This window comes from Neobacillus niacini, assembly GCF_031457145.1.
GTDB lineage: Bacteria > Bacillota > Bacilli > Bacillales > Cytobacillaceae > Neobacillus > Neobacillus niacini_J.
Genome location: NZ_JAVDVZ010000006.1, coordinates 161,263 through 182,170 on the forward strand (window position 1 = coordinate 161,263; position 20,908 = coordinate 182,170).

The 20,908-nt window shown below is 39.4% G+C and carries 17 protein-coding genes and 2 pseudogenes; 12 read left to right on the forward strand and 7 right to left on the reverse strand.

Translation table 11 applies throughout. The features are described from left to right. Window positions 1-182 precede the first annotated feature (182 nt). Together pepF and rluF are read right to left on the reverse strand one after the other, a co-directional pair. A complete protein-coding gene (pepF, locus tag J2Y03_RS16255; protein WP_310195765.1) occupies window positions 183-1,997 on the reverse strand; it encodes an oligoendopeptidase F in 1,815 nt (604 codons plus the stop codon). Between the two features lie 127 nt (window positions 1,998-2,124). Then, complete coding sequence (gene rluF, locus J2Y03_RS16260) at window positions 2,125-2,889, reverse strand: 23S rRNA pseudouridine(2604) synthase RluF (RefSeq protein WP_310195767.1); 765 nt, start codon at window positions 2,887-2,889, stop codon at window positions 2,125-2,127. A 203-nt stretch (window positions 2,890-3,092) separates the two neighbouring features. Here rluF and J2Y03_RS16265 point away from each other — a divergent pair, with 203 nt between their 5' ends. Then, window positions 3,093-3,578, forward strand: a complete 486-nt coding sequence (locus J2Y03_RS16265) for a PaaI family thioesterase (protein WP_310195769.1) — start codon at window positions 3,093-3,095, stop codon at window positions 3,576-3,578. A 45-nt stretch (window positions 3,579-3,623) separates the two neighbouring features. Here J2Y03_RS16265 and J2Y03_RS16270 read toward each other — a convergent pair whose 3' ends face one another. Both J2Y03_RS16270 and J2Y03_RS16275 read right to left on the reverse strand, forming a co-directional pair. Then, complete coding sequence (locus tag J2Y03_RS16270; RefSeq protein ID WP_310195771.1) at window positions 3,624-4,124, reverse strand: hypothetical protein; 501 nt, start codon at window positions 4,122-4,124, stop codon at window positions 3,624-3,626. Window positions 4,125-4,369: 245 nt separating this feature from the next. Further along, window positions 4,370-5,293 (reverse strand): TetR/AcrR family transcriptional regulator, encoded by a 924-nt coding sequence (locus J2Y03_RS16275; protein WP_310195773.1) that lies wholly within the window; start codon window positions 5,291-5,293, stop codon window positions 4,370-4,372. Window positions 5,294-5,479: 186 nt separating this feature from the next. On the opposite strand from J2Y03_RS16275, the gene J2Y03_RS16280 reads away from it, so the two are divergent. From J2Y03_RS16280 to J2Y03_RS16290, 3 genes and pseudogenes are all read left to right on the forward strand, one after another. Beyond that, window positions 5,480-7,009: a DHA2 family efflux MFS transporter permease subunit gene (locus J2Y03_RS16280; RefSeq protein WP_310195775.1), complete on the forward strand. Its 1,530-nt coding sequence runs from the start codon at window positions 5,480-5,482 to the stop codon at window positions 7,007-7,009. 115 nt (window positions 7,010-7,124) lie between these two features. Further along, a complete protein-coding gene (locus tag J2Y03_RS16285) occupies window positions 7,125-7,586 on the forward strand; it encodes a branched-chain amino acid aminotransferase (protein ID WP_310195777.1) in 462 nt (153 codons plus the stop codon). A gap of 152 nt (window positions 7,587-7,738) precedes the next feature. Continuing rightward, window positions 7,739-7,837 (forward strand): annotated as a pseudogene (locus J2Y03_RS16290) (cobalamin-binding protein); the annotation flags it as partial. Between the two features lie 37 nt (window positions 7,838-7,874). Here the strand turns inward: J2Y03_RS16290 and J2Y03_RS16295 are convergent. Then, window positions 7,875-8,492, reverse strand: coding sequence for a GyrI-like domain-containing protein (locus tag J2Y03_RS16295; RefSeq protein WP_310195779.1), 618 nt, complete (start codon window positions 8,490-8,492; stop codon window positions 7,875-7,877). A 162-nt stretch (window positions 8,493-8,654) separates the two neighbouring features. Here J2Y03_RS16295 and J2Y03_RS16300 point away from each other — a divergent pair, with 162 nt between their 5' ends. The 8 genes and pseudogenes from J2Y03_RS16300 to J2Y03_RS16335 all read left to right on the forward strand — a co-directional run bounded on the left by J2Y03_RS16300 (window position 8,655) and on the right by J2Y03_RS16335 (window position 17,557). Next, entirely contained in the window at window positions 8,655-9,344 is a 690-nt protein-coding gene (locus J2Y03_RS16300; protein WP_310195781.1) for an oxidoreductase, read from the forward strand. 446 nt (window positions 9,345-9,790) lie between these two features. After that, complete coding sequence (locus J2Y03_RS16305) at window positions 9,791-11,155, forward strand: NAD(P)-dependent oxidoreductase (protein WP_396954215.1); 1,365 nt, start codon at window positions 9,791-9,793, stop codon at window positions 11,153-11,155. Between the two features lie 79 nt (window positions 11,156-11,234). After that, the gene (gene preA / locus J2Y03_RS16310) at window positions 11,235-12,521 is read left to right on the forward strand and encodes an NAD-dependent dihydropyrimidine dehydrogenase subunit PreA (protein WP_310195783.1); all 1,287 of its coding nucleotides are present in this window, start codon (window positions 11,235-11,237) and stop codon (window positions 12,519-12,521) included. A 15-nt stretch (window positions 12,522-12,536) separates the two neighbouring features. Then, window positions 12,537-13,955, forward strand: coding sequence for a dihydropyrimidinase (gene hydA, locus J2Y03_RS16315; protein WP_310195784.1), 1,419 nt, complete (start codon window positions 12,537-12,539; stop codon window positions 13,953-13,955). A gap of 160 nt (window positions 13,956-14,115) precedes the next feature. Continuing rightward, a pseudogene (locus J2Y03_RS16320) lies at window positions 14,116-14,409 on the forward strand (cytosine permease); the annotation flags it as partial. Continuing rightward, window positions 14,390-14,707, forward strand: a complete 318-nt coding sequence (locus J2Y03_RS16325) for a hypothetical protein (RefSeq protein WP_310195786.1) — start codon at window positions 14,390-14,392, stop codon at window positions 14,705-14,707. The pseudogene J2Y03_RS16320 and the gene J2Y03_RS16325, both read left to right, overlap by 20 nt. An 11-nt stretch (window positions 14,708-14,718) precedes the next feature. Further along, window positions 14,719-16,185 carry a CoA-acylating methylmalonate-semialdehyde dehydrogenase gene (locus J2Y03_RS16330; RefSeq protein ID WP_310195788.1) on the forward strand — a complete coding sequence of 489 codons (1,467 nt, stop codon included), beginning with the start codon at window positions 14,719-14,721 and terminating at the stop codon, window positions 16,183-16,185. 16 nt (window positions 16,186-16,201) lie between these two features. Continuing rightward, complete coding sequence (locus J2Y03_RS16335; protein WP_310195790.1) at window positions 16,202-17,557, forward strand: aspartate aminotransferase family protein; 1,356 nt, start codon at window positions 16,202-16,204, stop codon at window positions 17,555-17,557. Between the two features lie 51 nt (window positions 17,558-17,608). Here the strand turns inward: J2Y03_RS16335 and J2Y03_RS16340 are convergent, their stop codons facing one another. Together J2Y03_RS16340 and J2Y03_RS16345 are read right to left on the reverse strand one after the other, a co-directional pair. After that, on the reverse strand, window positions 17,609-18,922 hold the full coding sequence (locus J2Y03_RS16340) for a multicopper oxidase domain-containing protein (RefSeq protein ID WP_310195792.1): 1,314 nt from the start codon (window positions 18,920-18,922) through the stop codon (window positions 17,609-17,611). A 234-nt stretch (window positions 18,923-19,156) separates the two neighbouring features. Continuing rightward, a complete protein-coding gene (locus J2Y03_RS16345; protein ID WP_310195794.1) occupies window positions 19,157-20,572 on the reverse strand; it encodes a multicopper oxidase domain-containing protein in 1,416 nt (471 codons plus the stop codon). Window positions 20,573-20,908: the final 336 nt, after the last annotated feature.

Sequence of the window (20,908 nt, forward strand, 5' to 3'; positions counted from 1 at the left end):
GGTGAATGGTGCCTTTCCATTTTATTTTTTGTCGTCGTCTGTTGTTCTTACATCAGGTCGAACAGGGGTAAGTTCTTCTGTTATTATTCATTCCAGTCTTTACTAGAGTTACACTATTATCATGAAGGTGAATAAAATAGGGTCAGTTCCACCAAGAATTAAGTGGGAGCCCGGCACTTTTATTATTTATACGACTTTTCTAATTCATCAATTAAGGAACCTACATAAGCAACAGCATTACGGACTGGTTCAGGTGTAGACATATCAACACCCGCATGTTTAAGCAGCTCCAGAGGTTTCTTTGTTCCACCAGCTCGAAGTACATCGAGCCAGCGATCAACTGCTGGCTGGCCTTCTTCCTGTATTAAGTGAGCAACGGCAGTCGAGGCAGTCAAGCCAGCTGAATAGGTGTATGGATATAAGCCCATGTAATAGTGAGGCTGACGCATCCAGGTTAGGCAGGCACCTTCATCGATTTCAACGGTATCTCCCCAGAACTCTGATAGAACAGCTCCAGTCACTTCAGATAGAGTTTTCGCAGTTAGTGCTTTTCCACCTTCAGCTAAAGCATAAACCCGGCGCTGATACTCAGCCTCGAGCAAATGGGTCACAAAATTATGATAGTACGTTCCCAACAGCTGAAGGATAACCCACCGGCGCAATTGTTTGTCTTCGTTTTTAGCTAACAGGTGCTGGCCTAATAGTAGCTCATTCATAGTAGAGGGTGCTTCTATGAAATACATAGAAGGTCGGACGTTCATAATTCTTTGATTTTTATTTGCTAAGTAGAAATGACCAGCATGCCCGAATTCATGTGCTAGGGTAAAGCAGCCACGCATATTATCCTGCCACGTAACCAAAATGTATGGGTGCGCACCATAAGGGCTTGAGCAAAAGGCGCCAGTTGATTTTCCGATATTATCCGCTAAATCAACCCATCGTTCTTTGAAACCTTTTTCAATGATTTCACTGTACTCTGGACCCATTACTTTTAATGATTCTAAGATAAGTTGACTGGCTTCCTCATATGTAGTTTCCGGATTAAAATCAGGATCTAGAGGAGCTTTCAAATCACAGAACTTCATGACATCAAGACCTAAAGCATCTTGCTTAAGCTTAGCGAATCGTCGCATGTGAGGTGCTAGCTCATTAAAAATAATATCAATTTGGTTGTTATACATTTCAAGTGTTACGTGATGTGGTTCTAAGAGCATTTCTTCAACCGACTGATAGTTTCTTAAACGCGAAAGAGTAACTTGCTTTTTTACCTCAGTTGCATATGCTGCAGCAATAGTGCTTTTGTATTGCTTAAGAGTTGAAACAAAAGAGTCATAGGATTTCCTTCGTGTTTCTGTGTCGGCTGAAAACTCGTAGCGATTTTCAAATAAAGCAAAGGATACAGGCAGTTCATTTCCATCAACATCTGTGATAGGAGCAAATTCCATATCCGCTAACTTTGCCATGTTATAGATAGTATAAGGGGCACCATGTACTTCACCGAGAGCAGCTAATACTTCCTCTGTTTCTGCTGAAAGCCGATGTTTCTTTGTGTCAAGAAGCTCAAGTAAATCTTTTCGGAAAGGTTGAAGCTCTGGTTCTTCTTGAAGATATTTCTCAATGACCGCGTCATCGAACGAGAGGATTTCAGAATTAATAAACGATAAAGCAGTAATCATTTTTGTTCGCAAGGCTGATAATTTGGCTGTATTAGCCTGGTTAACCGGATCTGTCCCATCCGCTGACTGCTTCAAGCTAGCATAGGTTGCTGCTTTTAACATTTTCATCAATAATTGTTCTTGGGTCATTAAGCAAGATACTAAATCTTTTGATCCTTTATGTAAGGTACCTTTATAAGCCTCAATCTCTGTTATATCTCTTTCAATTACTTCAAGTTCTGCTTCCCAAGCTTGTTCAGATGGGAATAAATCAACGAGATTCCAAGTTAATTCCTCCTGAACTTCAGAACGAGTCAACCTCTTTTTAACCGTCTTCTCCATTAAAACTCTCCTCCTTAAAAATCTTTCGTGTTACTAAGTAATAGTTTATATTATTTGAATAGTAAATCAACTATTACTAAAAAAAGATGAGCCTCTAACGTAAATAACGTTTCGACTCATCCTTTTTTCACCATTCTCTAGGTTCATAGTTAAGATCACTGAATAATTGGTTCTTTTCTTTTTTTGTTAAGTCTCTCCATTGACCTATAGGGAGGTTTCCTAAATTAATATTCATAATTCGAACACGCTGGAGTCGAACCACTGAAAACCCGAGTGCAGAGCACATTCGTCGTATTTGGCGATTTAATCCTTGTGTCAAAGTAATGTTAAAAACATATTTAGATAGCTTTTCCACCTTACATGGAAGTGTTCTTGTGTCTAGGATCCGAACTCCTTCTGACATCTCTTTTAAAAAATCAGAAGTAATAGGCTTATCTACGGTAACAATATATTCCTTTTCATGTTTATATTCAGCACGCAGTATTTCATTGACAATGTCCCCATCGTTGGTAAGAAGAATTAATCCGTCCGAATCTTTATCGAGCCTGCCAATATTAAAAATTCGCAGTGGGTGGTTGACTAAGTCTACAATATTTCCTTTGATGTGTTTTTCAGTGGTACTCGTAATCCCAACAGGTTTATTTAAGGCAATGTAGACATTATTTTTGGCCACCTTTATGGTTTCACCGTTTATACGAACCACATCCCCAGGCTCAACTTGACTGCCCACTCTTGCTATCTTTCCGTTTATCGTTACTCTTCCTTCTTCTATCCATTTATCTGCACCGCGCCTTGATGTTTTTCCAGACTCGGAAATAAATTTATTTAATCGCAGGTTAAACACTTCCTTAAGTCGTTGAATTATGTTTTTAGAATACTTAACTATACGCATAATTTCAAGGTTAACATCACTTCGTTGTTTCCCATCACCAATTTTTTTGTATCTATTACAAATTTCGAACAATGATTTTTTGATTTAAAAGAGTGGAACGCGGAGCCATAATAAGTAAAGAATCGTGTTCATGTTGAACCTAAATAGGAACCGTCACAGTTAATAAGAATATGTTATAATTTTCTGAAAAGGGGGATTGTACAATGGAAGAAAAGGTACTTCATGCAATTCAAGATGATTATCCAGAGGATTTTGCGTGGTGTTATGGCTGTGGCAGGCTAAATCATGAAGGGCATCATTTTCGGACAGGTTGGATAGGGGAGAAAACAGTGACTATTTATTCCCCTGAACCCAAACATATCGCAGTTCCTGGTTTTGTTTATGGCGGTGTCGTTGCTTCGCTTATTGATTGTCATGGAACTGGGTCTGCATCTTTAGCATTACATAAAAAGAATGGCCATCATGCCGGAGAGGCTGCTGAGCCTCCACGGTTTGTAACCGCATCTTTGAATGTTGAGTTTGTCAAACCGACGCCACACGGTATACCTCTTAAGGCTATTGGAGTCGTTCATGAGATACACCCGAAAAAGTTTCGTATTGAAACAGAAGTATCTGCAAATGATGAACTTTGCGCTCGGGGTGAGGTTATTGCAGTGGTGATGCCGAGCACGTTTATTCAGCAAAAATAAAACAAAAAGAAATGGAGCCATTAAACTGGCTCCATTCCTTTTATTCTAGAGGTTTTTTCTTCTTATTTGATATACGGACATATTAGTGCCATCCCAACCTCTAGTGAAAATGAACTTACCGTTTGTCGTATCGTACAGTTTCACATTTTGGGATTTAGATGTTTTAGGGTTATTTTTTGGAATTTGTTCTTGTGAATCTTCTTTATTTGTTATTACAGGCAGGTGCTCATGTGAATCTTCTTTCTTTGTTATTTCAAGCTGATACTCTTGTGAATCCTCTTTTTTTGCTATTTCAAGCTGATGCTCTTGTGAATCCTCTTTTTTTGCTATTTCAAGCTGATGTTCTTGTGAATCCTCTTTTTTTGCTATTTCAAGCTGATATTCTTGTAAATCCTCTTTTTTTGTCTTAGCAGAGTGTATTTCTATATCTTCACTTAGAGATTCCTTGTGCCGAGGACCTTGTCCCCAGAACTTTGAAGAATCAAAAATAGATTGTCTATTCCTTCCATCCGTTATTTGATTCCTGTCTGCTGATAAATCTCTCATTGGTTACACCTCCTGTAGCTTTTTAAAGCAGGACACAACTGCTCCTACTCAAAATAGTAAAAAAAACATTGTTTTTACTAATTTACGTAAAACTACCTAGAAATGCATGGGCAAACGCTCAGGTTAGAAAAATCTAATATCGTGCTATAAACTTTTAGCATTGTATCGAACAACTGTCCACCTCAGGCGGACAAATAGGGCGAAATGTCCACGAGTGGTGACAGGCACCCAATAAAGGCACTATCTTAGTGTTCATCTTCTTCATTTTCCTCTAATTGTCCAAAGAAGGATGTTATGATTTGGTTAAGCTGGTGTAGTTCTTTTTCCCAGATGAAAGCTGGGTTGTTTTGTATTGTATGGATTGCGCTTTCGATTAGGAACTTTCTTGGTGCCCTGGTATGCATGATTTCTTCTTGGATGAAATCTAGCAGTTCATGATACTTTTCCTGTTCATTCTTATCTTGGAAGTGTTTAGTAATGCAATTTCTCATTGGATTTACGATTTTATAAAATTGATCAATCAATTCATGATTATTTTTCTGTAGCCCAGGGAGCCATTTTTCTAACAACTCAGGTTGGTGCAATTGTTCATCCGCTTCAGCTACTTCGGCAACCATTTTAACTAAACGATTCACACTATATCTGACTACATTACTAATTTTCTCATTTGAATCGGTTGCCAAGCGATTGTATTGGAGGTTGTTCTGCAGGAGTCCCTGAAACATAATGGCACAATCAAATAAGTATGGTTTATTTTTTTCACCGAAGATATCAATAAACCTGCAAAACATCCATCTTAGTGAACGTAATCGTGCGATGCGGATATATTGTTTCAGGTCTGCATCATTCGTTGACATTACTTCCTCATAAAGAGCAATTAACTTATTTTTTCTATTTGAAATCATTTGCAATTCTAATTGTTTAATAAAGACCTCGATATCTGAAGGGCTTTTCCCAATTAATAAATCATCTCTTTCCTTTTGGAGGGTTTTAAAAGTTGCTTTATAAATTGCAATTAATAGCTCACTCTTTGATGAAAAATATTTGTAAAAGGTTCCTTTTGAGATACAGCTAAAATCTAAAATGTCCTGAATTGATGTAGCTTGATATCCTTTTTCAATAAATAATTGATGGGCCTTATTAATGACATGCTGTTTCCGATCATTCATTTTATCACCTATAATCCGAATTATACTACCTGTATAAAAATATACTACATGATAAAGAAGGGTATTACAAACCCATAATTTTGTAGTGTTTTTTGATTGCAAAAAATGAACTGACGGTATATTATTAATTAAGCATGAAACAGTGGTATAAAAAAATGTACAAAGAGTTTACAGGGGGTATTAAACATGGGAAATGAAAAAAATGAAACGAAACGTCCCCCATATGGGATTATTTCGATTCTGATGATTGGGGCTTTTATTGCTTTTTTAAACAATACTTTACTTAATATTGCACTTCCTTCTATAATGTCGGATTTAAAGGTTGACGCCTCGGTCGTTCAGTGGTTGACTACAGGCTTTATGTTAGTAAATGGTGTATTAATTCCAACAACAGCATTTTTAATTCAAAAATATTCTGTAAGAAAGCTTTTCTTAGTTGCAATGGGCTTATTTACAGCAGGGACAATTCTTGCTGGGTTTGCCCATATTTTTCCGGTTTTATTAGCAGGCAGGATGACGCAAGCAGCTGGTTCTGCGATTATGATGCCACTGTTAATGAATGTCATGTTAGTAAGCTTCCCGATTGAGAAAAGAGGAGCCGCAATGGGGATTTTTGGTTTAGTATTAATGGGGGCACCGGCAATTGGACCAACATTATCTGGTTGGTTAATCGAACACTATGACTGGAGAATGTTATTCCACTTTGTAACACCAATTGCATCGATTGTTCTATTAATCGGTTTCTTCTTATTAAAGGATAAAAAAGAAAAAGTTGCTATTCGACTTGATTTCCTATCTGTTATACTTACAAGCGTTGGCTTCGGCGGCTTGCTTTATGGGTTCAGTTCAGCAGGAAAGCAAGGCTGGGACAGCCCACAAGTTTATTTGACGATTGCTGTTGGAGCTATTTCATTGTTTGTGTCCATCCTACGTCAAATAAAACAAGATCAGCCTATGCTTAATTATAGGATCTTTAAGTACCCTATGTTTGCTTTATCGTCTGTTATCTCAATGGTACTTACGATGGCATTGTTTTCGGGGATGCTTTTGCTGCCGATTTATGTTCAAACGGTACGCGGCATATCTCCATTGGATGCAGGCCTAATGATGCTTCCAGGAGCAATCATTATGGCGCTTATGTCACCAGTTACCGGTAAACTATTTGACAAATTTGGCGGCCGCCTTTTAGCAATAACTGGCTTAAGCATCACGGTGATAACAAGTTATCTTTTCAGCCAATTATCACTTGAGACAACGTATACTCAATTACTGCTTTTATTCTCAGTCCGAATGTTGGGGATGTCGATGGTGATGATGCCAGTTTCTACAAACGGTTTAAATCAATTACCAGCACGTTTTTACCCACACGGCACTGCCATGAACAATACGCTTCAGCAAGTATCAGGAGCAATTGGAACAGCATTATTGGTGACAATCATGTCAAACCGCTCAGAGTCTAGAGCGATAGAACTTGGCGAAGCTGCCAAGGCAGCCTTAACTGAGCAGCCAACACAAGCAGCACTGGCAGAATTGCAGCAGCAAGTCATGATGAGTGCTATGTTGGACGGGATAAATTTTGCCTTTTTAGTTTCTACCTTTATTGCCGCAGTTGCCCTTATACTAGCATTCTTTATGAAACGTGTAACACAGGCAGAGGATAAAATCGGTGAAAACCCTGTTGAAAAAAAAGTCGTAACTAAATTAGCTGAAAACTAATTTTTTAAAAAAGCAGCCCAGGCTGCTTTTTTTTTACCACTTAAAGATATTTGCTTTTTTGTTGAGAAACACTCTATAGTAATGATAAGAAATGATTAATTGGAGGCTTATACAATTGGAAGCAAATTTTTCTAATGCTTATATTGAACGCTGCAGTAAGGAAACAGAAACTATGATTGCGAATGAATCTTCAAGTTTCTTGAATCAGCCAATCATCTACCTAAAAGAACATAAGAATGAATTTATTTATGTAGAGTCGGCTTTGTTTGATGATATTGGTGTTGAAGGTATTTCACTTGAAGTTGATGATGTTTTTGGTACATATGATGTAATGCTTGGATTAAAGCTTCAAAAGAAGTTTGATAAAATAATAAGGGAACATTTGAATAACTCTTTGGATGGTGAAGCCTCAAAATTTGATTTAATGTTCAGTCAAGATGATGGTTTATGGGATTTAAATTTTGCATTAAATTATGTTGCGGGATTCCAAGAGGATATGTCTATTGGAGATGCTTTTCAACTTATTCACCATTTTTTATTCAATTTGGTGGAAGCCGTTAAAAAACCGACCAGCTGAACTATACTGGTTGGTTTTTTTAGGTGGTAATGATAGCGATAAATAAAGTAAGAGGGGTGGGAAAGAATGAGAGTCATATCTTTGTGTCCGAGTAATACAGAAATTATGGAGTATTTAGGTTTAACTCATCTATTGGGCATCTTGGCTATGATGAGAGTCAAATTTTAATCCTCGAAGAAGAACTATATTGTCGACCTTCCCCAAGACTGCTTGATGGGCTTGAAAAACTCTACGTACTAATTCATGAGTAAACTAAACGCTTGGATCACATACAAGCGTTTAGTTCATTTATTGTGCTTTAAATCGCAGTACTGTTTTTAACTTTTGAGGGTCTGTCTTTCTTGGGTCACTTATGTATATTTCACGATGTCTCTTATCAATACGCGTGAGGTTATTTGAAGTACAAAAATCCTCCATTTTAAGAAAAGTGGCTGGCTCACTGTCGTAGTCTCCTATATGCATGCATTGAATACACAAGCCCTCATCTATTTCCTCATACATTACAGAATTTAATAAATTGTCCGAGACTTTTTTTGCCGATATTTCCTTTGCTGTAGAAAAGAGGCTATTTGAAACGAAATCGGGCTGACGAATCATTAGCTTATAAATTAATCTATCCTTATCTAATTGTTCGGAAAGTCTACCTTCTTCATCTAAGTCCCAAACTCCTTCCAATGGAAAAACCGTATACTCAAAATAACCCTCAGGGGTAATACCTTTCTTTGGCAGCATCCGTACGCAATAGGACAATGCATATAATGCCTCTACACTCTCCTTGAACGCTTCGCTATTAGGGTTTCCTTTTCCTTTCAACGTGAAGTATTTCAGGGGTGGAACCACTATTTTTGTCGGGGTTGATGAAGGTAGATAAATTTCTTTGTCCTTTTTTCTCCATTCGTATTTCATATTTAGCTCCTTTATAAATTGAAATTTCCCCTCTGGTCTACATTCAAATAATATAACTTTTATTATAAAAAAGCATTTTCTTTCTTAATATGTACCAACTTTGGCACATGTTATAATACGTTTATTAGGTCGTTAATTTTTGGGAGGAGCTTGCACAATTATATGAGTCTAAATAAAAAAACGGCCCTCGTTCTGGGTGCAACAGGGCTTATTGGTAAAGAATTAGTAAATATAATAAGTGAAAAAGAAGAATATGAAAAAATTCATTTATTGGTTCGCAGGCCAATTGAACTTCCATCAGAGATTTGTGAAGTACACCTTGTGAATTTTGATGAACTTCCTAAATACCATGAATTATTCAAAGTAAATGATGTTTTCTGTTGTTTGGGGACGACCATTAAAAAAGCTAGATCAAAAGAGGCTTTTCGTAAAGTTGATTACGAATATCCTGTTGAAGCGGCCAAATTAGCAAAGGAAAATGGAGCTGAAACATTTTTAATTGTAACGGCAATGGGAGCTGATAGTAAATCAGTTTTCTTTTACAATCGGGTAAAGGGGCAAGTAGAGGAAACGCTAAACAAATTAAACTTACCTTCCCTGCATATCTTTAGACCTTCTTTACTGTTGGGAGAGCGAGAGGAGTTTCGGTTTGGTGAGAAACTTGCCGAAAGAGTTAGTGGGGTTATGAACAAGCTAATGATAGGCCCCTTGCGCCCGTACCGAGGGATACAAGCAAGAAAAGTGGCTGCCGCAATGGCTTTTATCGCTCAGTCAAATAAAAAAGGGAACAATGTCTATCATTCACATCAAATTGATTCAATAGTTGGGTCTTCAGAATGGAAAAAGGTTTAAGACGATAAAAAAGGGATCATTCACTTGAATGATCCTTTACTCTTTAACCAGTCACCCGCTGCATTATTTTATTATTTTAAGGACTTGAATTTTTTTTACTAGAAGCTCAATGGTGGAAATACCGGATGAACTTTTATTCGGCAAATAATTTATCATTGTCGAGAAATTATTAATAAGAAAAATTGTCATACTATCATTTTTTCTTATTAATAAACATTATTTTTCTGGTTTTAACGTTGGTTTTCTGATTAGAATCCATTTCTTATGTGAATCATTTGGTTCGATGTAATTTTACAAAATTTTTTGTGTACATGTGTTAAATTGGTAAAGAATTATCATCGTACAAGGATATCTCCTATTTTAATCTACAATAACCTCAAAAATTTCCCTTCAAACATCCTTCAATAATAAAATACGTATTTTTTTAGATAAAGGAGGACTTTTTATTGGAAAAAATACAGCGGATTTCTAATACCAATCTGGAATTTAACTTTCAAGAAGTGGAACGTGCTCTTACAAATCAAGTAGCGTTGGAAGAATCAAATCGCTGTCTTTATTGCTACAATGCCCCGTGTATTAAAGCATGCCCAACAGACATTGATATCCCAACTTTTATAAAAAAAATAGCATCAGGAAATCTACTTGGCTCTGCAAAAACAATCATGGCTTCCAATCCAGTCGGAGCAAGCTGCTCGAGAGTATGTCCAACGGAAGAGTTATGTGAGGGTGCATGTGTCTTAAACCATTCTACAAAACCAATTATGATTGGAAATCTCCAGAGATTTGCCACAGATTGGGCAATGAAAAATGAACAAACACTTTTTAAGCCTGGAGCTCCCAACGGTAAGTCTGTTGCCATTGTTGGTGGAGGACCTGCTGGACTTTCTGCAGCGAGAGAGCTGGCACGATTTGGCTACGATGTAACGATATTTGAAGCTGCAGAAAAAGCTGGTGGTTTAAATACCTATGGCATTGTCTCATTTCGACTCCCACATTCGATTTCGTATTGGGAAGTGGAACAAGTTGAGAAGCTTAATGTAACTATCAAAACAAACACAAGGGTAGGAAAAGATATTTCAGTAGACCAATTACTAAAAAACTTTGATTGCACCGTGTTGGCGGTTGGTATGGCGAAGGTTCCTGATTTAGGTATAGAAGGAGAAGAGTTAGAGGGAGTCTATGACGCTATTGAGTTTGTAAAAGAAACAAAGAGTGGAAGATTATCGAAGGATTTTGTTGGTAAGCGTGCAGTTGTCATTGGTGCAGGAAATACGGCCATAGATGGTGCAACCTGCTCCATACGCTTAGGGGCAGAAAATGTTAAAATCTTATACCGCCGAACAGAAGAAGAAATGACTGCCTATGATTTTGAATATGAATTTGCCAAGCAGGACGGTGTGGAATTCCGCTGGTTAACAGCTCCAAAAAGAATTATTGGAGATGAAAATGGAAGAGTAACCGGGATAGTATGTATCAAAATGAAACTTGGGGAACCGGATCTAGATGGGCGCAGGAGACCACATCCAATCGAAGGGTCTGAACATGTTCTGCCGGTGGACGCAGTTATTAAAGCAATCGGACAAACAAGGCATTTGGAACTAATTAAGGCTCTAAAACTGGAGCATGAAAGTGGTGTAGTACAAGTAAATAAAGAAACCTATCAAACTTCTAATCCCAAAATTTACGCATGTGGCGATGTTGTTTTTGGTAAGGGCAAAGGGGATGCCATGGTTGTGACCGCAGCGCAACAAGGTAAAGTAGCAGCTTATAACATTCATAAGAAATTTACTGCAGTCGGAACCGTACAGTAATTTAAAATTAAAAGGATATAAATTTGTAAGCGCTATCCTTATTTGAAGGAAGTTTTACTATTAAAGGGGTGAATACGAGATGGCTGATTTAAGTATTAATCTTGCAGGGATAAAATCTCCTAACCCATTTTGGCTAGCGTCAGCACCCCCCACCAATTCAGGGTATCAGGTTCAGAGGGCCTTTGAAGCAGGGTGGGGTGGAGCAGTTTGGAAGACATTAGGGGACCCCATTTTAAATGTTTCCTCTAGGTTTGCTGCCATCAGCTTCAACGGGCAGCGGGTAGCTGGTTTCAATAATATTGAACTGATTACGGACAGACCACTAGAAGTAAATTTAAAAGAAATCTATGAAACGAAAAAGAGATTTCCAAATCACGCCATTATAGCTTCACTAATGATGGAACCAAAACAGGATAAATGGCACGAACTTGTAAAACGCGTGGAGGATGTCGGGGTTGACGGTCTCGAATTAAATTTTGGCTGTCCGCATGGAATGGCGGAACGTGGAATGGGATCTGCCTCAGGGCAAGTGCCTGCACTGGTGGAACGCCAGACCTATTGGGTGAAGGAAGTGGCAAAAACACCTGTCATTGTAAAACTAACACCAAATATTACCGACATCACCGCCACTGCTGAGGCCGCATGCAATGGCGGGGCAGATGCAATCAGTATGATTAATACGATTAATAGTTTGATGGGTGTAGACCTTGATACTTGGAATACCATTCCTCATGTTGCCGGGAAGGGTGCGCATGGCGGCTATTGTGGACCTGCGGTAAAGCCGATTGCATTGAATATGGTGGCAGAATGTGCCCGACATGCCAATATTAATGTCCCAATTTCGGGAATTGGTGGAATCTCTAGTTGGCAGGATGCAGTTGAATTCATGTTAATGGGGGCTTCAGGTGTTCAAATTTGTACAGCAGCCATGCACCACGGGTTCCGTATTGTGGAAGACATGATAGAAGGACTGAACCATTATTTAGATGGCAAAGGTATAAAATCTGTTTCCGAAATCATAGGTAAAACGGTCCCGAGATATGCGGATTGGGGTGATTTGGATCTCAATTACAATATTGTGGCAAAAATTAATACGGATGTATGTATCAATTGTAATAAGTGCCATATTGCCTGTGAGGATACTTCCCACCAATGCATTGAAATGCTAACTGACGAAAACGGTAAGGGCTATCTTAAAGTTCGGGAAGAGGATTGTGTTGGATGTAATCTTTGTTCCATTGTCTGCCCAGTCGACGGAGCCATCGACATGGTCGAAGCGGCGAATGAACTGCCGCCGATGACCTGGAACGAAAGACAGGCAGCTTTGAATGTTGCTGCAGAATGTAAAATTGATGTAAACAAATGAGAAGGGAGAAATCTTATGAAAAAACTGATTAAAAATGGCACGATTATAACAGCTGCTGATACCTTTACGGCAGAAATATTAATTGAAGACGGTAAAATTTCTCAAATAGGTACCAACCTTCCTGCACAGGGTGCCGAGGTAATTGACGCCAATGGCTGCCTAGTTTTCCCTGGAGGCATTGACCCTCATACCCATTTAGATATGCCTTTTGGAGGTACTGTAACAAAAGATGATTTCGAAACAGGAACGATTGCAGCTGCCTTTGGAGGAACGACAACTGTGATTGATTTTTGCCTAACAAATAAGGGCGAACCATTAAAAAATTCCATCCAAACCTGGCATGCTAAGTCAAAAGAAAAAGCAGTAATTGACTATGGCTTCCATTTAATGATTGCGGAAATCAATGAGAATGTATTGAATGAACTTCCTTACGTGATTAATGAGGAAGGGATTACCTCTTTCAAAGTGTTTATGGCATACAAAAACGTATTTCAGGCAGATGATGAAACACTTTTCCGAACGTTGATATCGGCAAAAGAACACGGTGCTCTTGTCATGGTTCATGCAGAAAATGGTGATGTCATTGATTATTTAACGAAAAAGGCAGTTGAAGAAGGAAACAGAGATCCAATCTATCACGCCTTAACTAGACCACCAGAATTAGAGGGGGAGGCGACAGGCAGGGCAGCCAAATTGACAGGGCTGGCAAACTCACAATTATATGTGGTTCACGTTTCTTGTGCTGATGCAGTAGAAAAAATTGCTGAAGCACGCAGCAAGGGTTTTAATGTGTGGGGAGAAACCTGTCCTCAATATTTAGTGTTAGATCAAAGTTATTTAGAAAGACCAAATTTCGAAGGTGCAAAATATGTTTGGTCGCCGCCGTTAAGAGAAAAATGGAATCAGGAAGTTTTATGGAATGCCTTAAAGAGTGGTCAGCTGCAAACTCTCGGTTCTGATCAATGCTCCTTTGATTTTAAAGGACAGAAGGATTTAGGAAGAGATGATTTTACCAAGATACCAAACGGTGGCCCTATTATTGAAGATCGCCTTTCCATTTTATTCTCTGAGGGGGTGAGAAAAGGACGAATTAGTCTTAATCAGTTTGTCGACCTAACATCTACTCGCGCTGCAAAATTATTTGGTTTATTCCCGAAAAAAGGGACGATTGCAGTTGGTTCTGATGCCGATATTGTCATTTTTGATCCTCAGGCAGAGCGAGTGATTTCTGTCGAAACACATCATATGGCTGTCGATTACAATGCCTTTGAAGGAATGAAAGTAACAGGTGAGCCTGTTTCCGTTTTATCTCGAGGTGAATTTGTTATTCGTGATAAGCAGTTTGTTGGTAAACCGGGTGCTGGTCAATATTTGAAGAGAGCCAAATACAGTGTAAATACACCATTAAACATTAATCAAACCTTATCCATTTAACAACATTAGCTAGAATAATATTTTCTCCATTCATTGTTGAACGACTCCTGCAATTGCTTGCTGGAGCAAGCAATTGCCTCTTTTTAAACCTCTGATGTTGTCGGTGATGTGAATTTGAATTTTTAAATTCCTGTATCTTAAACCGAATAGGAGTGTTCATATGAAAAAAATCCACTTAAAGTCTTCCGATTTATTACCAATTCAACAAAAAGACAGGAAAATCACTAAGTTAGGATATTCATTTATGTGGGTCGGGATGGAAGTGGTACTCGCAACCTTTGCCATTGGTGGTGCAGGTGTTCAAAGCCGTTCTTTACCTCTCGTTATTCTTGCCACGATTATTGGCTCACTTGCCATCGGATTTTTTATATCCTTAATAGCTGATATTGGAATTGAACATGGATTGTCATTTCCAGTGTATATGAGATCGCCTTTTGGGACAATTGGAACCCATCATTACAGATGAATACGAGGCCGTGCTTGCGGAAGCGCCAGCAAGTCTAATGAAAAAATCTCAAATGCAGGAGGATACGATGTCAGATTATCAACAATATCTTAATGAAAGAGATAAACTAGATTTTCTCATTCAGAAGGGTTTTCGGATTAATGCTGTACATGAACACTTAAACGGAGCTTCTGTTGAGTTTTACCACCCAAGGAATAAAGAAACAGCAACTTTATTGATAGGCACCGCCAATGCAAGGAAGTATTTTTCTAATTTACTAATAAAACAAAATTTAGGGATAAAGTAGGGAGGGATTCGATGAGCTTGATAAAAAAAGATACTACCATTCTACAAAATTATATTAATGGCGTTTGGGTAAGTTCGACCAGCAGTCAAACACTGAATGTACCAAATCCAGCAACAAATGAATTACTTAAGAAAGTTCCTGTTTCTACAAAAGAAGATGTAAATGGAGCTGTAGAAGCGGCAAAAGAGGCGTTTACCAAGTGGAGAAAAGTCCCGGTACCGAAACGGGCAAGAGTACTCTTTAAGTATCATAGTCTATTAACAGATAATCACGAAGAATTAGCTAGACTAATTGTCCAAGAAAATGGGAAAGCATACAAAGAGGCTTACGGCGAAGTTCAGCGTGGGATTGAGTGTGTAGAATTTGCTTCGGGTGTACCTACTTTGATGATGGGTGAAACCTTATCAGGTATTGCAGAAGAGATTGATTCTGAAATGTTCCGCTATCCTTTGGGAGTTGTCGGAGGAATAACACCTTTTAACTTCCCAATGATGGTTCCACTGTGGATGTTTCCATTAGCGATTGCATGTGGAAATACCTTTGTATTAAAGCCTTCCGAACGTACGCCCATTTTGGCTAATAGACTTGCAGAGTTGTTCTCTGAAGCGGGTGCTCCTTCTGGAGTATTAAATGTGGTCCATGGTGCTCATGATGTCGTAAATGGATTACTTGATCATGAAGACATTGCCGCCATCTCCTTTGTTGGCTCCCAGCCGGTAGCAAAGTATGTATACGAACGGGCTGCGGGGAAAGGAAAAAGAGTTCAAGCGCTTTCTGGAGCGAAAAATCATCATATCGTGATGCCTGATGCGGATATAAATAAAGCGGTCCAACATATTATCAGTTCAACGTTTGGTTCAGCAGGACAGCGCTGTATGGCTTGCAGCGCAGTTGTGGTGGTAGGTGACAATGAACCATTCGTTCAGGCATTATCGAAAAAGGCTGATGAGTTGGTAATCGGAAACGGTATGGATGATGAGGTGTTATTAACTCCCGTTATTCGAAAGGAACACCGTGATAAGGTGCTAGATTATATTGAAAAAGGAATCACCGAGGGTGCCGACTTACTTCGCGATGGACGTGGAGAAATAAGTGAACATACAGAAGGGAATTTCTTAGGACCTACCATTTTCGACCATGTTACTCCAGAAATGACCATTGCTAAGGAAGAAATTTTTGGCCCCGTTTTAAGCTTGCTGCGTGCAAAAAATTTAGATGAAGGATTGGAGTTTATTCGGAAATCAAGGTATGGAAATGGTGCCACCATTTATACAAATAATGCAAAGGCTATAAGGCAATTCCGAGAAGAAGCGGATGCTGGAATGTTAGGTATAAACGTGGGTGTTCCAGCCACAATGGCCTTCTTTCCATTTTCGGGCTGGAAAGATTCCTTTTATGGTGATTTACACGTGAATGGAAAAGATGGCTTAAACTTCTATACACGTAAAAAGATGATCACTTCTCGCTTTGAAGCATAGAAAAGGAGGGATGAGAATGGTTCAGACAGGTCGTCAGCATGATAAATTATTAGCCCAAGATGATAAATATGTATGGCATTCGATGAAGCCGTATAATCCTAATGCCACCATCGTTGCCACAAAGGCAGAGGGTTCGTGGGTAACTGACGCTGATGGAAAGCGATATTTAGATGGTATGGCAGGTTTATGGTGCGTGAATGTCGGTTACGGCAGACAGGAGCTCGCCGAAGCGGCCTTTGAACAGCTTAAGGAAATGGCTTATTTTCCACTTACCCAAAGCCACATTCCAGCTATTAAGCTTGCAGAGAAACTAAATGAAATGTTGGGTGACGAATACGTTATTTTCTTCTCGAACAGTGGATCAGAGGCCAATGAAACAGCCTTTAAAATTGTTCGACAGTATCATCAACAAAAAGGAGAATATAATCGTTATAAGATTCTCTCACGCTATCGAGGATATCATGGGAATTCTATGGCGGCACTTGCTGCAACAGGGCAAGCACAAAGAAAGTATAAATACGAACCACTAGCGCCGGGCTTTATTCACGTTTCTCCGCCTGATTCCTATCGGGATGATACAAATGTAACCAATCCGATGGAATTGTCATCCGTTAAGGAAATTGATCGAACCATGACATGGGAGCTGAGCGAAACGATAGCGGCGATGATCATGGAACCTATTATTACCGGCGGAGGCATATTGGTTCCACCGGAAGGCTATATGAAGGCAGCCAAAGAGGTTTGTGAAAAACATGGAGCATTGCTGATTGTGGATGAGGTTATATGTGGATTCGGACGTATCGGGAAGCCTTTTGGTTTTATGAACTATGATGTTAAGCCTGATATCATTACAATGGCAAAAGGAATTACAAGTGCTTATTTACCTCTTTCAGCAACCGCTGTCCGTAAAGAAATTTATGAAGCATTTAAAGGAACGGAAGAGTACGATTACTTCAGACATGTGAATACTTTTGGCGGTAACCCAGCAGCCTGCGCCTTGGCGTTAAAGAATCTAGAAATTATGGAAAAAGAAAACCTGTTTGACCGGTCCCGAGATTTGGGGAACCAGGTGGTTAAGGAATTGACCGTTCTTCTCCAGGACCATCCATTTGTTGGTGATGTTCGCGGCAAGGGGTTATTAATTGGAATTGAATTAGTAAAAGATAAACAGACAAAGGAACCTTTAGATGTGTCATTAGTCAATCAAGTGATTGCAGCCTGTAAGCAGGAAGGGCTTTTAATTGGTAAAAACGGTGCCACTGTTGCGGGGTATAACAACATATTAACGTTATCACCACCATTAAATATTGAACAAGAAGATATTAAATTCATAATCAAGACCGTTAGTGATTCAATAAAAAAAATCAAATAAGTGAACAAAAAGGTCCTAGGTGTTACGTGCACCTAGGACCTTTTTGTTCACTTATTTAAAAACAATTGGGATTCTTCCATTTAGGAGAAATGCATCGCTTAAATGATGTCGGTATTCAACTTGAGCAAATGAGCTAATAGGGCGTTCCGATCGTATCAAAACATCCGCACGTTGTGCGGTTGACATTTCAATCGGTGTTCCGGCAGGTACTGTGTATGGTTGATTATAACTACCAAAAGGTGGAACACCAAGAGATCTGCCATCAACGGCGATAACAACCACATCAACCGGGAAGGTAACCTTAATTTTTGTATAAGCTGCACATAATAACCTTATAAGGATTGTTTGATTTCTTCTTGCATTCACCGATACTTGCATACCTGAAACACCACTATTTAAAGCTGGCGGTATTGTTATATTAGGACGAATTGAAACAGTGCTTCCTAAGCGTCCAGGGAAATTTACGCCAGTGACGACAAAGTAATCGGGGTTGTAATCATGAAAAGCAAAGAACTCTTGCTTACCTCTGTCATTGGTATGAAACTCGTCGTTTATACCTGGGCGGTCACCGTGTTCAGGAAAGGTCTGGTGAGCATGTTCAGCTTGGTCACGCCAAACAGAATCAATGTCATCAATAACCCAGAGTGCCTCAACATCATAAGGTACAGTCATCGCATGAGGGTCACCGCTCTCAAGATTACCTCCGACAAACCCCTTAAACTGAGGATATTTGCTTAAGTTTGCCGCAGTTCGGCGCGGATAGCCGCCTACATTCTTACCATCTCTTGAGTCATAAGCATCTGGCGGTTCTACAATTAAAAAACCGTAAAGTCCAAAATCAAAGTGTTGGATCGTGTTCCGGTGGCAATGATAAAAATAGCTTCCGATATGATTAGGCTGCCATTGATAAGTATAATCGCCTATTTCCATTGAACCGTGTCCGACCCCATCATTCATGGCAGTCGGTTCGATACCATGCCAATGGACCGTATGAGGAGCCTGGCCATGTCCTTCGACTTTCGCATGGAAGACCACCCCTCGTGGTACTCTGATTGTTGGGCCAGGAAAGGTGCCATCATGCGCCTCTGGAATATCATTATCCCCTATTAGAAAGAAATTAAGTTCTCTTCCATCCCACATCCTAAGTTCTGTACCGTGCATTAGGTGTGGCCTAATAGTATAGGGAACTAAATTGGAAGCTCCCGGTACTGTTGCTGCAACAAATGCTGGAACAGGATTTGTCGGTTCCAAGAGCTCTGGGGTCGGAGGACTTTCTTTTGGTGGATCAAAGATTTTAACCCATGTTCCTTCGTGTCCTTCTACCGACCTTCGAGGTATATGATGACTAGGATTTGAAAATGACATATCATTTCTCCTTTGTTTCAAAAACTTTTAATAGGATTGAATATTAAGGCTCTTTTCTTAAACTTTGTTGCTTATTTGAACAAAATTTATTGATTGTGCTAAGTTTCCGCAGAAATTTGAATCAATTTACTAAGAAAAGAGCCAGCAAACTAAAATCTAAAGCGCAAAATAACTATTTCCACGATAAAATCGGCTTTAAGATTTTAACAACAATCATTACGAAAACAGCCAATATTAATGACCTTCATGATAAACATCGGGACCAGCTGCCGGACCTGTTTCTTCAGGGCCATGAATGGTTGAGGCATTCGGAAAGGTTGTTACTCCCCCAGGAGTGTTCCGGTCGCCGATGAAGTGAATACCGCTCATCATCCCTAATCCGTAATTCCCGCCTTGTGCCCCTTGGCTTGACTCGGAGTGGTCATGCATCGGGTAACAAATAGGAGATAATTGAACAGAGATATCTACTTTTCCTGCCTTAGTTCCTTGTTTTGGCATATATGTTCCCAGTTCTTCTGTCGGCGGCCAGACTGGATGAGGCACAGAGCCGGAAATAGCAGGGTTTGCAATCGAAATTAACGGGTTGTCTGCAAGCCCAATTCCACGTTCATTTGGAACATCTGGCGGCCTAGTAAAAGGAACTACCCATTCAATAACGTCTAGAGGTTTAACGGTTAAGGTATCCATCCACATCGGATTATCCGAGACCACGCCATTTTTTGCGGTTGCATAAACATGGTTGGCGTGAATATGCAAAGAATGCAATGATATCCCTGCATTAAGAATTCTTATAACTACCGGTTCTCCCACCCTATGATGTGGGGTTATAGTAGGATTATGAGCGGCAAACCAGCCAGACTGCCCATTAATCGTAAAGAAGTCTGGTTTACGGTTTAGTCCATCTGACCGAAAACTATCCCTTTGATAGGCAGTAATAAATTGTGCAGCAGGATAATCTCTTCCAGGCGGATAGTTTCCAACTTCGGCAAACAGTCGGGAACTAGCAGGATGGAGCAGCCACACATATTGCCTGAAAGCTGGTGTATGTGTTGTTGGGTCTCCTTGTTCCCAAGATAACCCTGGAAATTGAGTAGTCGTTCCAAAATCATCAAATAGCTGCTGGACTGCAGGGGTAGGGTTCGAATAAGGAGTAAATTTATGCCCTGGAACTGCTTCTTTTGGCATAACAATTAAAGCGCCATGAAGACCCATCACTCTGTTTACTGGTGCATTTAGGTTGTCGTAATATAAATAGGTCCCAGCTTTTGAAGTAACAAATTGTATCTGCTTTGTCGCTCCTGGTGCGATAGGACCACTATTTACCATCCCTGGTATAAAAAATGAATGGGGTTCATCCAACCCATTCGTTATGGTAACTTTAATGATGCTTCCCTCAGTTGTAAAAATATGTGGCCCAGGAATTTCTGCAGGGAAATTTTCCTCTTTGTACAACCAGAAGTAGCATTGGGCCTTGTTGATGGAGTTGTGTGAAACCATGTCCTTAATAGCATCAGTAATAGTAAATTTGAGTTCTTGAACTTGTTTGACTGCAAGGAGCTGGTTATTTGAAACCCATGCCGGCAAGACACTTCCAACTACTAATGCAGCCAAACCGCCTCCTGCATACTTAACAAAATCTCTTCGTTTCATTTTTACCTCCTTATATAGTCTGGAGAAAAGGTTTTCCATGCAAATGACCTATGTATACCCACTGTATTTCGAGTCTAACTCCAGGGATAACTGGTCCAAAGTCACAAACCGTTCTCGAAATTTTCGCATTTTTATTGATTTCAACCAGTGTGTCTGGTACTAAATAACTATTCATTATCTGGGTTGAAAATTCCTTTATTACCCCATTGGAGGCTGCCTTTTTTTTATCGAGTATATATTTATATTTCTGACAAATAAATTGCCTTCTATGGGTCAAAAGACTCAATAAGGAACAAAGTTTTCCTTTGTATAATGTTATAATGAAGAAAAATGATT

What these genes read in the sequence shown, in the direction of transcription:
- pepF (WP_310195765.1), bottom strand. Translation starts at nt 1,997, where the DNA reads ATGGAGAAGACGGTTAAAAAGAGGTTGACTCGTTCTGAAGTTCAGGAG.
- rluF (WP_310195767.1), bottom strand. Translation starts at nt 2,889, where the DNA reads ATGCGTATAGTTAAGTATTCTAAAAACATAATTCAACGACTTAAGGAA.
- J2Y03_RS16265 (WP_310195769.1), top strand. Translation starts at nt 3,093, where the DNA reads ATGGAAGAAAAGGTACTTCATGCAATTCAAGATGATTATCCAGAGGAT.
- J2Y03_RS16270 (WP_310195771.1), bottom strand. Translation starts at nt 4,124, where the DNA reads ATGAGAGATTTATCAGCAGACAGGAATCAAATAACGGATGGAAGGAAT.
- J2Y03_RS16275 (WP_310195773.1), bottom strand. Translation starts at nt 5,293, where the DNA reads ATGAATGATCGGAAACAGCATGTCATTAATAAGGCCCATCAATTATTT.
- J2Y03_RS16280 (WP_310195775.1), top strand. Translation starts at nt 5,480, where the DNA reads ATGGGAAATGAAAAAAATGAAACGAAACGTCCCCCATATGGGATTATT.
- J2Y03_RS16295 (WP_310195779.1), bottom strand. Translation starts at nt 8,492, where the DNA reads ATGAAATACGAATGGAGAAAAAAGGACAAAGAAATTTATCTACCTTCA.
- J2Y03_RS16300 (WP_310195781.1), top strand. Translation starts at nt 8,655, where the DNA reads ATGAGTCTAAATAAAAAAACGGCCCTCGTTCTGGGTGCAACAGGGCTT.
- preA (WP_310195783.1), top strand. Translation starts at nt 11,235, where the DNA reads ATGGCTGATTTAAGTATTAATCTTGCAGGGATAAAATCTCCTAACCCA.
- hydA (WP_310195784.1), top strand. Translation starts at nt 12,537, where the DNA reads ATGAAAAAACTGATTAAAAATGGCACGATTATAACAGCTGCTGATACC.
- J2Y03_RS16330 (WP_310195788.1), top strand. Translation starts at nt 14,719, where the DNA reads ATGAGCTTGATAAAAAAAGATACTACCATTCTACAAAATTATATTAAT.
- J2Y03_RS16335 (WP_310195790.1), top strand. Translation starts at nt 16,202, where the DNA reads ATGGTTCAGACAGGTCGTCAGCATGATAAATTATTAGCCCAAGATGAT.
- J2Y03_RS16340 (WP_310195792.1), bottom strand. Translation starts at nt 18,922, where the DNA reads ATGTCATTTTCAAATCCTAGTCATCATATACCTCGAAGGTCGGTAGAA.
- J2Y03_RS16345 (WP_310195794.1), bottom strand. Translation starts at nt 20,572, where the DNA reads ATGAAACGAAGAGATTTTGTTAAGTATGCAGGAGGCGGTTTGGCTGCA.